The sequence below is a fragment of the Streptomyces sp. NBC_00102 genome (assembly GCF_026343115.1).
In the GTDB taxonomy this organism is placed as follows: Bacteria; Actinomycetota; Actinomycetes; order Streptomycetales; family Streptomycetaceae; genus Streptomyces.
In genome coordinates this window covers 3,349,726-3,362,893 of record NZ_JAPEMC010000001.1, presented here as the reverse complement: position 1 = coordinate 3,362,893, position 13,168 = coordinate 3,349,726, and the positions used below count along the sequence as shown (strand labels likewise).

Annotated in this window: 8 protein-coding genes; 3 read left to right on the top strand and 5 right to left on the bottom strand. The window is 68.3% G+C overall.

Annotated features, from left to right (window positions below):
• Nucleotides 1-48: 48 nt before the first annotated feature.
• Nucleotides 49-2,343: a DUF6049 family protein gene (locus OHA55_RS14965; protein WP_266706598.1), complete on the bottom strand. Its 2,295-nt coding sequence runs from the start codon at nucleotides 2,341-2,343 to the stop codon at nucleotides 49-51.
• Nucleotides 2,344-2,527: 184 nt separating this feature from the next.
• On the opposite strand from OHA55_RS14965, the gene OHA55_RS14960 reads away from it, so the two are divergent.
• Nucleotides 2,528-3,970, top strand: coding sequence for a CCA tRNA nucleotidyltransferase (locus tag OHA55_RS14960; protein WP_266706597.1), 1,443 nt, complete (start codon nucleotides 2,528-2,530; stop codon nucleotides 3,968-3,970).
• A 101-nt stretch (nucleotides 3,971-4,071) separates the two neighbouring features.
• Here OHA55_RS14960 and OHA55_RS14955 read toward each other — a convergent pair whose 3' ends face one another.
• The 3 genes from OHA55_RS14955 to OHA55_RS14945 form a co-directional block, all read right to left on the bottom strand.
• Nucleotides 4,072-5,343 carry an MFS transporter gene (locus OHA55_RS14955; protein ID WP_266706596.1) on the bottom strand — a complete coding sequence of 424 codons (1,272 nt, stop codon included), beginning with the start codon at nucleotides 5,341-5,343 and terminating at the stop codon, nucleotides 4,072-4,074.
• 119 nt (nucleotides 5,344-5,462) lie between these two features.
• Nucleotides 5,463-6,545: an inositol-3-phosphate synthase gene (locus tag OHA55_RS14950; RefSeq protein ID WP_266706595.1), complete on the bottom strand. Its 1,083-nt coding sequence runs from the start codon at nucleotides 6,543-6,545 to the stop codon at nucleotides 5,463-5,465.
• Nucleotides 6,546-6,609: 64 nt separating this feature from the next.
• Nucleotides 6,610-7,293, bottom strand: coding sequence for a PadR family transcriptional regulator (locus OHA55_RS14945; protein ID WP_266706594.1), 684 nt, complete (start codon nucleotides 7,291-7,293; stop codon nucleotides 6,610-6,612).
• Between the two features lie 387 nt (nucleotides 7,294-7,680).
• Here OHA55_RS14945 and OHA55_RS14940 point away from each other — a divergent pair, with 387 nt between their 5' ends.
• Together OHA55_RS14940 and OHA55_RS14935 are read left to right on the top strand one after the other, a co-directional pair.
• Nucleotides 7,681-10,401, top strand: coding sequence for a transglycosylase domain-containing protein (locus OHA55_RS14940; protein WP_266706593.1), 2,721 nt, complete (start codon nucleotides 7,681-7,683; stop codon nucleotides 10,399-10,401).
• Between the two features lie 134 nt (nucleotides 10,402-10,535).
• A complete protein-coding gene (locus OHA55_RS14935; RefSeq protein WP_266706592.1) occupies nucleotides 10,536-12,035 on the top strand; it encodes a glycosyltransferase family 87 protein in 1,500 nt (499 codons plus the stop codon).
• 54 nt (nucleotides 12,036-12,089) lie between these two features.
• On the opposite strand, the gene OHA55_RS14930 is transcribed toward OHA55_RS14935, so the two are convergent.
• Complete coding sequence (locus OHA55_RS14930) at nucleotides 12,090-13,121, bottom strand: alanine racemase (protein ID WP_266706591.1); 1,032 nt, start codon at nucleotides 13,119-13,121, stop codon at nucleotides 12,090-12,092.
• Nucleotides 13,122-13,168: the final 47 nt, after the last annotated feature.

The window sequence follows — 13,168 nt, the reverse complement described above, 5'->3', positions numbered from 1 at the left end:
GAAACCCCACCTCATCGTCCCCGGCCGACCGGCCTCGACAGACATCGCTCAACGGTCCACTTTCTCACCCGTCCCGGACGGGTCCCCGCTTTCCGGCCCGGTGTCCGGCGTCGGGTCACTCGGCTGCTCGGGTTCGCCGCCGCCGCCGTCCGACGTGTCGCTTGCGACGGCGCGCTTCCGGTGGTTGTACATCCTCACACCCGCGAGGACCAGCAGCAGCAAGCCACCCGCGATCACCAGCAGAACGGTCGGCGTCAGCTCGGAGACCTTCACGGTGAAGGTCATCTCGTCGCCGTAAGGGGTTCCGTCCTGGGTGAAGAGACGGGCTCTGACCTGGACCTGGCCGTTGACGTTGGCGTCCGCGTCGAACTTCACCGACTGGCTGTGACCGCCGGCGATCGCCACCGGTTGCTGCGCGACCGCGCCTCCGCCGTTGAGCTTGAGACGGGTGGCGTTGTCCGAGGTCAGCCGGAGGACCAGATCGTCGACCCCCTGCACCAGCTGGTTCTGCACGGTGACCGGGATCGTAGCGCTTCGGCCGGAGAGGGTGACGTCCGACTTGGCGATCAGGTTCACCTGGCCCACGAGCCCCTGGAGATACGTCCGCACCGCGTCACGGTACTTCTGCGCCTCCAGCGGCTTTCCTCGCCAGGAGGTCGACATGGAGCGGTTGATGGCGTTGCCGAACGGGGTCACCACGCGCTCGGGCTGGGTCAGGATGACCTGGAAGCTGTTCAGCGAATCCTGGATGCCTCTGATGTCCTGGAACGCCTGAGTGGGCAGCTCCTGGCTGCGCAGCTTCTTCGGATACGCCGACGAGCCGGGCACCTTGGTGGTCGCTTCGGCGTCCGGCTTCACCTCCGCGGCCGCCACCAGGTCCAGTGACTCCGTCCAGCGGCCGTCGTCCAGCGCCTGGAGGGCACGGGCCATGGTCTGCGCCTGGGCGGCGGAAGGCATCCGCTGAGGAGCGACCACGATGCTGCGTTCCTTCTCCTCGTCCTGCTTGGTGAGAGCCAGGGTCTGGGAGAGGAAGTTCTGTACGGCGAGCGTGGAGCGCTCGCCCCCGGTCATGTCACCGCCGAAGACGGTGGAGAGACGGTAGTCGGCCACCACGGCGCTGGTACCGCCCCCGATGGGCCGGGCCGCCGTCGGGGTGTACAGCAGGTTGCCGATCTCCTCCAGGCTGTCGCTGCGGGCGATCACCTTGTGGGCTCCGGCCGAGGTGGCCACGTCGACGATCGACGGATCGATGGCGCCGTCCACGGGCCACGCGAAGTCGGTGGTGGGCGTGGTGTGCAGGACCGTCTCCACCGTGGTCGTCGCCGCCTCGGTGGCCGTCTGCAGATGGCTGAGCGTGCCCGAGACGTTCTTGCCCCGGTGCGCGATGGAGGCGAGATCGGGGTCGGCGAACGGGAGGGCGACGATCTTGTCGCCGTTCACCGCCTTCTGCAGGGCGTCGAGCCACTTCTTCGCGAGGTCCTGGTTGGTACCCGGGACGGTGGTGTCGCCGGACCTGACCCGGTAGGTGCCCGCCATCGCGTCGACGCTCGCCAGCAGGTCCGGATCGATCACCCAGGTCACCGGCAGGTCGCTGCCCAGGGAGACGAGCTGTTCCAGCCGGCCTCCGGGCTTCAGCTCGGTGGCGAGCTCGTCGTCCTGGAACACCGGGGTCTGCTGCTCGTCCGACGCGGTCTCGGCCGTGATGTGCGCGGAGGCGATCAGGGGCCAGAGGAAGGTGAGCTTGGACTTGGCGCCGCTCTCCTCCGGCTGCCAGGGGAGGAAAGTGCGCTGAATGCCGAGGACACGCTCGTAGGAGCTGCTGGACGTCTGTCCCGTCAGGGAGACGGCCAGCTGGTAGACGCCGGCGGAGTCCAGCGGCAGTTTGTCGACCGGTACGGAGATCGAGAAGTCCTGGCTGACGCCTTTGCGGAGCGAGGACACCTCAAGGGTGTACGGATCGCCGAGAGGTTCCGCGTCGACACCCGGCAGATATCCGGTCCGCTTGGCGTTCGAGTCGATCGATGAGCGCCCGGAGAGCCTCGGACCGACCCGGAGGTCCACCTCGGCCTCGTCGATCGTCTCTTTGCCCCTGTTGGTCAGGGTGCCCGAGACGACCAGCGTGTCCCCCTCCACAGGTGCGCTGGGGGCGAGCGAGTTCAGTGAGACATCGACCGTGCTGGAGACAGCCGCCTTCTCCGGGGTGCCGGTGAGCGGGGACGCCACCGTCGGCGCGGCCAGCAGACCCGTCACCAGGGGCACCCCCAGCAACACGGACGCTGTACGCCTCATCCACCGGCGAGCAGGAGAGGTATGTGTCCCCTGAGAGTCTGCCGCCTCGGCCACGCGTGTACCCGTCCCTCGTCGTCGTCAGCTGGGGTGTCGATCGCTGTCGGTTCTGCGTCCCCGCATGGTAACGAGGTGCGCTGTGGCGGAGTGCTCCGGACCGCCCCTCATGATCGGCAGAGTCTCGCAGGGCTCCTGGAAACGATGACGCCCGGGCCGGTCGGTGCACGTACCCTTTTCTGTTGTGCCGAACGCCAACGAAGACAAGTCCAGCGCCCTGAGCCGCACGGAGCCCCGTGCGGCCGGCGAACTGCTGCGGGTCTCCCCCGTCGCCGACGACCTCGCCCGCCGTTTCGAGGAAGCGGGCTTCGCTCTCGCCCTGGTCGGTGGTTCGGTCCGGGACGCGCTGCTCGGGCGGCTCGGGAACGACCTCGACTTCACCACCGACGCCCGCCCGGAGGACGTTCTCAAGATCGTCCGCCCCTGGGCCGACTCGGTCTGGGAGATCGGGATCGCGTTCGGCACGGTGGGCTCGCAGAAGGACGGCTATCAGGTCGAGATCACGACCTATCGCTCGGAGGCGTACGACCGGACCTCCCGGAAGCCCGAGGTCTCGTACGGAGACTCCATCGAGGACGATCTGGTCCGCCGGGACTTCACGGTCAACGCCATGGCCGTCGCGCTTCCGCGGAAGGAGTTCATCGACCCGCACAACGGGATGAAGGACCTCGCCGACAGGGTCCTGCGCACGCCCGGAACCCCGGAGGCGTCCTTCTCCGACGACCCGCTCCGCATGCTGCGGGCCGCGCGGTTCGCCGCCCAGCTCGACTTCGAGGTGGCTCCCGAGGTGGTCGAAGCCATGACGGAGATGGCCGAGCGCATCGAGATCGTCTCTGCGGAGCGGGTGAGGGAGGAGCTCAACAAGCTGCTTCTCTCCGAACACCCCCGGAAGGGACTGGGGCTGCTGGTCGATACGGGACTGGCCCGCTATGTGCTCCCCGAGCTCCCGGCGCTCCGACTGGAAAGTGACGAGCATCACCGTCACAAGGATGTCTACGAGCACTCCCTGATCGTCCTGGAGCAGGCGATCGACCTGGAGGAGGACGGCCCGGACCTCGTCCTGCGGCTGTCCGCGCTGCTCCACGACATCGGCAAGCCCCGGACCAGGCGCTTCGAGAAGGACGGCCGCGTCTCCTTCCACCACCACGAGGTGGTCGGCGCCAAGATGGTCAAGAAGCGTCTGACGGAGCTGAAGTACTCCAACGACATGGTCAAGGACGTCTCGCGGCTGGTGGAGCTCCACCTCCGCTTCCACGGCTACGGCGACGGTGAGTGGACCGATTCGGCCGTCCGCCGGTACGTGCGCGATGCGGGACCCCTGCTGGAGCGGCTCCACAAGCTCACTCGTTCGGACTGCACCACCAGGAACAAGCGCAAGGCGAACGCGCTCTCTCGGACGTACGACGCTCTGGAGGAGCGCATCGCCCTGCTCCAGGAGCAGGAGGAGCTGGACTCCATCCGTCCCGACCTGGACGGCAACGCGATCATGCGGATTCTCGATGTCGGCCCGGGGCCCGTCATCGGTCAGGCGTACGCGTTCCTGCTGGAGCTGCGACTGGAGAACGGTCCGATGGGCGAGGACGCCGCAGCCGCTGCTCTCACCGAGTGGTGGCGGGCTCAGGGCTGAGCCCGCGGTGGTCCGAGGAGGGCGGTGTTTCACGTGAAACACCGCCCTCAAGGCTGTCCGGCAACGGTGTTTCACGTGAAACGTCGACGTGGATCGCCGGGTCAGGAGGTGGTGGCGGAGAGACGTCGCCATCGGAACATCGTCACGGCGACGACGGCGTAGAGGACCGCCACTCCGGCGACCACGAAGGCGGACCGGCCGTCGGCCGGCAGGACGAGCGCGGAGACGGCTGCCGCGCTCACGAACGCCACGTTGAACAGCACGTCGTAGAGGGAGAAGACGCGACCTCGGTACGTGTCGGCCACCGACGTCTGCACCACCGTGTCCGTCGCGATCTTGGACCCCTGAGTCGCCACGCCGAGCACGAACGCCGCGACCATCATCGGTGCGAAGGCGAACGGCAGCCCCAGGGCCGGTTCCAGGACGGCCGCCGCCCCCGCGCAGACGACGATCCAGCCGTACGAGCCGAAGCGGCCCACGGCCCACGGCGTCACGACCGCGGCGACGAAGAACCCCGCCCCGGAAATCCCCAGCGCCAGCCCGAGCAGCGCCAGCCCCTCGGACTCGTCGTCCGACCATGAGTAGCGGCAGAGCATGAGCACCATGACGGTGAGAGCCCCGTAGCAGAAGCGGAGGACCGTCATGGCGATCAGCGCTCGGCCGGCGTCCTTGCGGTCCACCAGGTGCCGCATCCCCGCGACGAGCCCTCGTGCGGTCACCCCCATCGCCGCTCGCAGGCGCAACGCGCCCTCTTGGGCGTCAGGTCCCAGCAACTTCCGGGGCAGGGAGAGGGAGACCAGGGCCGAGAGAAGGTAGAGCAGAGCACCCAGCAGTACGACCGCGGCGTCGGAGTCGTCGGCCAGCAGACGGACGGCGAAGGCGAGTCCGCCGCCGGCCGTGGCCGCGAGCGTACCGGCGGTCGGGGAGAGCGAGTTGGCGAGCACGAGCCGGTCGGTGTCGACGACGCGCGGCAGCGCGGCGGAGAGCCCGGCGAGGACGAAGCGGTTGACCGCCGTGACGCAGAGCGCCGAGGCGTAGAAGAGCCACTCGGGTACGGAGCCGAGGATGAGCAGCGCGGTACAGCAGGCGAGCGCGGCTCTGAGCAGGTTCCCGTGGAGGAAGACCTGGCGGCGCGGCCAGCGGTCGAGGAGCACTCCGGCGAACGGGCCGACCAGCGAGTAGGGGAGGAGCAGGACCGCCATGGCGGAGGCGATGGCACCTGCCGAAGCCTGTCTCTCGGGCGAGAAGACGACGTGCGCGGCCAGTGCGACCTGGTAGACGCCGTCCGCCGATTGGGAGAGGAGCCGCACGGCGAGGAGGCGACGGAAGTTCCGAAGGCGCAGAAGTATGCGCAGATCACGCGCGACAGCCATGTGAGCAAGGGTCACATACGTCGAAGGTCCCCGAGCACGTGGCTCGGGGACCTTCGACGTCAGGCGTGTGAGGGGGCGTTGCCGCACCGCTCAGTTGATGCTGTCGGCCGTTCGGCGGATCAGCGCTCGACCTCGCCGGCGATGAACTTCTCGACGTTCTCGCGGGCCTCGTCGTCGAAGTACTGGACCGGCGGGGACTTCATGAAGTACGAGGAAGCGGAGAGGATCGGGCCACCGATGCCCCGGTCCTTGGCGATCTTCGCGGCGCGGACGGCGTCGATGATGACACCGGCCGAGTTCGGGGAGTCCCACACCTCGAGCTTGTACTCGAGGTTCAGCGGGACGTCGCCGAAGGCGCGGCCCTCGAGGCGGACGTACGCCCACTTGCGGTCGTCCAGCCACGCCACGTAGTCCGACGGACCGATGTGGACGTTGTCGGCACCGAGCTCGCGGTCACGGATCTGCGAGGTGACGGCCTGCGTCTTCGAGATCTTCTTGGACTCCAGGCGCTCACGCTCGAGCATGTTCTTGAAGTCCATGTTGCCGCCGACGTTCAGCTGCATCGTGCGGTCCAGGACGACGCCCCGGTCCTCGAAGAGCTTCGCCATCACGCGGTGCGTGATGGTCGCGCCGACCTGCGACTTGATGTCGTCGCCGACGATCGGGACACCGGCCTCGGTGAACTTGTCCGCCCACTCCTTGGTGCCGGCGATGAAGACCGGGAGGGCGTTGACGAAGGCGACCTTGGCGTCGATGGCGGCCTGGGCGTAGAACTTCGCCGCGACCTCGGAGCCGACGGGGAGGTAGCAGACGAGAACGTCGACCTGCTTGTCCTTGAGGACCTGGACGATGTCCACGGGGGCCTCGGCGGACTCCTCGATCGTCTGGCGGTAGTACTTGCCCAGACCGTCGTGGGTGTGGCCGCGCTGGACGGTGACGCCGGTGGTGGGCACGTCCGCGATCTTGATGGTGTTGTTCTCGCTGGCACCGATGGCGTCCGCGAGGTCGAGGCCGACCTTCTTCGCGTCGACGTCGAAGGCGGCGACGAACTCCACGTCGCCGACGTGGTACTCGCCGAACTGGACGTGCATCAGACCGGGCACCTTGCCGGCCGGATCGGCGTCCTTGTAGAACTCGACGCCCTGCACCAGCGAGGCGGCGCAGTTGCCCACGCCGACGATGGCTACGCGAACCGAACCCATTCCGGTTGCTCCCTGTGTGTAATGGTGGTCCTGAGGATGGCTCCCGCGATGTGCGGGGTCCCCGTCAGGCGGTGTCATCGGACGGATCCGGCGGGGTGTCAGCCCGGCGCCGGGGCAGGCCGCCCGTTTCCTCTGCTGTGTCCTGCTGAGGGGAGCCCTCGGGTGCGGACCGTCGCCGGTCCCGCCCCGAGCGCTCGCTCTCGATGAGCTCGTTCAGCCAGCGCACTTCGCGCTCCACGGACTCCATGCCGTGTCGCTGCAGCTCAAGTGTGTAGTCGTCGAGTCGTTCACGGGTGCGGGCGAGGGAGGCGCGCATCTTCTCCAGGCGCTCTTCCAGCCTGCTGCGCCGGCCTTCCAGGACCCGCATCCGCACATCGCGTTCCGTCTGGCCGAAGAAGGCGAAACGAGCGGCGAAGTGCTCGTCCTCCCAGGCGTCCGGACCGGTGTGCGAGAGCAACTCCTCGAAGTGCTCTTTGCCTTCCGCCGTCAACCGGTACACGATCTTCGCCCTGCGTCCCGCGAGTGAGGAGGCGGGTGCCACGAGATCGGCCGGAGCCGTGCTCGGTTCCTCGATCAACCAGCCACTGGCGACAAGCGTCTTGAGGCAGGGATAGAGGGTGCCGTAGCTGAAGGCGCGGAAGATGCCCAGTGAGGTGTTGAGGCGTTTGCGCAGCTCATAGCCGTGCATCGGGGACTCGCGGAGCAGTCCGAGGACAGCGAATTCGAGGATGCCGGAGCGCCTGCTCATCTTCGCCTCCTCTGCTGTCGCGTGGTCCGAGATGTTCGGGCGGCGTACTTATGCCGCCTTGATGTATCGACTCGATACATCTGCACGATAGATCGGTCCGCGAGGTTCGACAAGGGCTGCCTTCGTGAACGGCGTCACATCACCAATTCGTAGCAAGCGACTTGCGTCATTTGGGGTGAAGTTCGGCCCTAGACGGGTTTTGACCGTGCGTAGTCTGTCCGGGATGCAGATCACCGGGAACCGCGAGGCGCCGCCGGGCGTCAGTCATCGCGGACTGCCGGATGTACTGCGGATGAGCCTTCCGCAGGGCCAGTCCGCACATTCGGGGGGACCGGATCTCAACTGCCGCTTCCAGGCGCTCTCGCCTGCCCGAGGAGTAGTCGTTCGATGAGCGAGCACCGTCGCAAAACGCCTCAACCGCAAGACGGGGGGCGTGCCGCGGCCCGACGAGCCGCGCCGCAGCCAACAGGACGCCGCGCAGCACCATCACCCAGAGTGACTGATGAGTCACCTTCCGGGGCGTACGCCGAGGAACGCCCGCCGGGTGGCCGCGCCGAAGCGCGTCGCGCCGCGCAGCGGGGAGGCCGTCGGCGCGGGGCCGAAGGCCCCGGTTCCGGGGGCCCGGGCGGCGGCGGGGGAGGTGGCCGACGCCGCGGCGGAGGTTCCGAGGGCCCCGGGCGGGGCCGGGGAGACGGGCGGCCCGGCAAGAAGCGGATCATCGACTACCCGCGCTACGGCAAGTACGGCTTCCGCCGCTGGGTGCCGTCGTGGAAGCTGGTCTCCGGCCTCTGCGTGGGCTTCCTGGGCCTCCTGATGGGCGTCGCCGGCGTGTCGTACGCGCTGGTGAAGACCCCCGAGGTCAGCTCGGCGGCCAAGGCGCAGAACAACGTCTACTTCTGGGCCGACGGCTCGCAGATGGTCGCGACCGGTGGCGAGGTGAACCGCCAGGAGATCAGCTACGCGCAGATCCCCGCGGCCATGCGCAACGCGGTGATCTCGGCCGAGAACAAGTCGTTCGAGACGGACCACGGCATCGACCCGATGGGTATCGCGCGAGCCCTGTTCAACATGGCCAAGGGCGGTGAGACCCAGGGCGGTTCGACCATCACCCAGCAGTTCGTGAAGAACTCGATGCTCACGCAGGAGCAGACGGTCACCCGCAAGTTCAAGGAACTCTTCATCACGCTCAAGGTGGGCAGCAAGATGAAGAAGAGCGAGGTGATGGCGGGGTACCTCAACGTCTCCTACTACGGCCGGGGTGCCTCGGGCATCCAGGCCGCGGCACGTACGTACTACAACAAGGACGCCACCGAGCTGAACCCGAGCGAGTGCGCCTTCCTGGCCACGCTGCTCAAGGGCGCCAGCTATTACGACCCGGCCGGGGCCCCCGAGGTGGACTCGGTGGAGGCGACCGCCGAGAAGAACCTGACCCGCGCCACGAAGCGCTGGAGCTGGATCCTCGACGAGGAGGTCAAGGACGGCCGCCTCCCCGCGGCGGAGCGCGCCAAGTACACGAAGTTCCCCATGCCCGTCGCGCCGAAGAAGAGCGCTCAGCTCAGCGGCCAGACCGGCTACCTGGTGGACCTCGCCAAGACCGACTTCCTCTCCCGGGGCATCGCGGGGGTCGACTCGACCGCTCTCGCCCAGGGCGGCTTCGAGATCCACACGACCTTCGACAAGAAGAAGGTCCAGCAGCTCAACGACGCCGTCAAGAAGGTCTACGACGAGAACATCGACCCGAAGAAGCGCACCGAGGACCTCTACGTCCAGTTCGGCGGCGCTTCGGTGGACACCTCCACCGGTGCCATTCTCGCCATCTACGGCGGCAAGGACGCGACCGAGCACTACACGAACAACGCCACCCCCACGGGTGCGCAGGTCGGCTCGACCTTCAAGCCGTTCGTTCTGGCGGCCGCCATGGAGTACGGCAAGAGAGACCCCGATCTGGGTGAGGAACAGAGCGACTCCGAGCGCACCCCGGTCTCCCCGGACAGCATCTACAACGGCAAGAACGAGCTGAAGATCAAGAACTACAAGGGGACGCCCTGGGAGGACGAGAAGGGCAAGCAGTGGCTCCAGACCAACGACGACCACATCTCCTACGGTGACGTGAACCTGCGGTACGCCATGCAGGAGTCGATCAACTCGCCCTTCGTCCAGCTCGGCATGGACATCGGTGGGGACAAGGTGAAGGACGCCGCGATGGCCGCGGGCCTGCACGACGACAAGTACATGGCCAACGACAGCGTTCCGTCGTTCTCCATCGGCACGTCCTCGCCGAGCGCCATCAACATGGCGGGCGCGTACGCCACGTTCGCCACCAGCGGCAAGCAGAACGAGCCGTTCTCGGTCAGCGAGGTCAAGAAGGGCGGCGCGGTCATCTTCCAGCACGAGAAGAAGACCAAGACCGCTTTCGACCCCGCCGTCGCCGACAACGTCACCGACGTGCTGAAGAACGTCGTCGAGAAGGGCACGGGTACCTCCGCGCAGCTTCCCGGCCGTGCGGTGGCGGGCAAGACGGGTACCACCGACGACAACATGTCGGCCTGGTTCGTCGGCTACACCCCGCAGATCTCGACCGCCGTCAGCATGTTCCGCATGGACGACAACGAGAAGCACGCGAACCGTGGCTTCCAGTCGATGTTCGGTACCGCCGGAAAAGAGAAGATTCACGGGGCGTCGTTCCCCGCGCAGATCTGGCACGACTACATGGTCGGCGCGGTGGAGGGCATGAAGGTCGAGGACTTCCCCAAGCCCGAGCCCATCGGCGAGAAGGTGTACGGCGGCGGTTCGAGCCCGAGCCCGACCCCCTCTCCGACTCCCAGCGCCTCGCCCACGCCGTCCGAGGAGCCGTCCGAGGATCCGACCCCGACGACCGCGCCCCCCACCACTCCGACGCCGACCGAGACCTGCAAGACCTGGGGCTGGAGCACCTGCGTCCCGGACGGGACCAACGCCGGAGCGGCGGCCGGTACGGACACGGCGGGAGCGGCGGCCGGCAACGACACCGACGGCACGTCGGCCGGAACCGATCCCACGGCGACGGCCACCGACGACAGCGACGACAGTGGAGGGATCTTCAACCCGGGTGGCAAGAACGGCGGATAGCCGCGGCTCCACCCGCCCGGGTCCCGATCAGGGCCGACAGAGGGCCGTCCGCACCCAGCGAGGTGCGGGCGGCCCTCCGCCGTGTCCGGCGGTCCCCCGCCTCCCGCACAGCCCGGTACGGCAGGATGTGGCGCATGCCAAGCGCAGAAGAGACCAGCGAGGACCAGGAGCGGGCCGTCGCGCCCACGCGACGGGACGAGATCGCCGCTGCGGGAAGCGAGTTGATCGGCGGGCCGGCGGGCCGTTTCGCGCGGTTCGGCGGCGGAGGGCTGTCGGCCGTGCGCGTGGTCGCCCTGGTGGCGATCGGGATGTTCGCGCTCGGCATGGTGCAGAAGATTCCCTGCTACAACTGGGCCTGGTTCAGGGGCGTCAGCTCGCAGTACACCCACGCCTGCTACTCCGACGTGCCCCATCTCTTCGTCGGCCGGGGCTTCGCGGACGGACTGCTGCCGTACTTCGACCGGCTCGGCGGCGACATGCAGTACCTCGAGTACCCGGTGCTGACCGGTCTGTTCATGCAGGTCGCCTCCTGGCTCACGCTCACCCCGGACAGCGACCCGATGCAGCAGCGCGAGCAGATGTACTGGCTCGTCAACGCCGGTCTGCTGATGGTCTGCGCGGTGGTGGCCGCCGTGTGCGTCGCGCGTACCCACCGCCGCCGCCCCTGGGACGGGCTGCTGGTCGCGCTGGCGCCCGCCTTCGCGCTCACCGCCACCATCAACTGGGACCTGCTGGCCGTCGCCCTGACCGCCGCCGGGATGCTCATGTGGTCGCGCGGGAGGGCGGTCGCGTTCGGGGTCCTGATCGGCCTGGCGACCGCGGCGAAACTCTATCCGGTCCTGCTGCTCGGACCGCTCCTGGTGCTCTGCTGGCGCGCGGGGAAGTGGCGGCCGTTCCTCGTCGCCGCCTTCTCGGCCGCGGCCGCCTGGCTTGTGGTGAACCTGCCGGTGATGCTGTACGCGCCCGAGGGGTGGAAGAAGTTCTACACCTTCAGCCAGGAGCGCTCCATCGACTTCGGGTCGTTCTGGCTGGTCGTCCAGCAGCGCATCGGACGGCCCATCGACGTCTCCTTCGTGAACATGGCCTCGGTGGTGCTGATGGCGCTCTGCTGTCTCGGCATCGCGGCACTGGCACTGGTCGGGCGTCACCGGCCGAGGTTCGCCCAGCTCGCCTTCCTGGTGGTCGCGGCCTTCGTCCTCACGAACAAGGTCTACTCACCGCAGTACGTGCTCTGGCTGATCCCGCTCGCCGCGCTCGCGCGCCCGCGCTGGCGGGACTTTCTGATCTGGCAGGCGTGCGAGGTGCTGTATTTCCTCGGCATCTGGATGTACCTCGCGTACACGAGCAGCGGCGACAAGCACCAGGGGCTGCCGCAGGACGGCTACCAGCTCGCCGTCGTTCTCCACCTGCTGGGCACGCTCTACCTCGTCGCCCTGGTCGTGCGGGACATCGTCCTGCCCGACCGGGACGTGGTGCGCCAGGACGGCGCGGACGATCCCTCCGGCGGAGTGCTCGACGGAGCGCCGGACGTGTTCGTCCTGGCGCCGATGGGCAACCGGGAGTTCGAGGACGAGGCGTTCTGGGGTGAGCCGGCGGACTGGGGAGCGGTGCGCGGAGGCGGGTCCGGCGACTGACCGGACCCGCCCGCGGTACGCCTCAGTGTCTCGACTCAGCGCCCGACGGGGGTGTCAGCGCTCGACGAGACGGTCGAACTGGGTGGTGGTGTGGCGCAGATGTGCCACGAGTTCGTCGCCGACCCGCGGCTCCTGCGCGTCCGACGGCACGAACAGGATCGACACCTGCATGTGCGGCGGCTCGGCGAACCAGCGCTGCTTGCCGGACCAGACGAACGGCGACAGGTTGCGGTTGACCGTGGCCAGTCCGGCCCGGGCGACGCCCTTGGCGCGCGGCATCACGCCGTGCAGGGCCTTGGGGGCCTCCAGACCGACCCCGTGCGAGGTACCGCCGGCGACCACCACCAGCCAGCCGTCCGACGCGGCCTTGCCCTGCCGGTAGCCGAAGCGGTCGCCCTTGACGACGGGCGTCACGTCCAGCACCGCGCCGCGGTACTCGGTGGCCTCGTGGTCGCCGAGCCAGAGGCGGGTGCCGATGCGGGCACGGAAGCGGGTCTGCGGGAACTGCTGCTGCAGCCGGGCCAGTTCCGCGGCCTTGAGGTGACTGACGAACATGGTGTGCAGGGGCAGCCGGGCGTTGCGCAGCCGGTCCATCCAGCCGATGACCTCCTCCACCGCGTCCGAACCGTCGGTGCGGTCCAGCGGGAGGTGCAGCGCGAAGCCTTCGAGACGTACGTCCTCTATGGCGGCGTGGAGCTGTCCCAGCTCCTCCTCCTTGACCCCGTGGCGCTTCATCGAGCTCATGCACTCGATGACGACCCGGGCGCCGACGAGGCCGTGCACCCCGTCGACGGAGGAGACCGAGCGGATCACGCGGTCGGGCAGCGGAACAGGCTCCTCGCCCCGCCGGAACGGGGTGAGGACGAGCAGGTCGCCGCTGAACCAGTCCTTGATCCGGGCGGCCTCGTACGTGGTCCCCACCGCCAGCATGTCCGAGCCGAAGCGGATGGCCTCGTCGGCCAGACGCTCGTGCCCGAAGCCGTAACCGTTGCCCTTGCAGACCGGTACGAGGCCCGGGAACTGCTCGATCACGGACTTCTGGTGCGCCCGCCAGCGCGCGGTGTCGACGTAGAGGGAGAGCGCCATGGCCGGCCCGGAACCTTTCTGGTGGCTGCGGTGTGTCTGAGATCGCA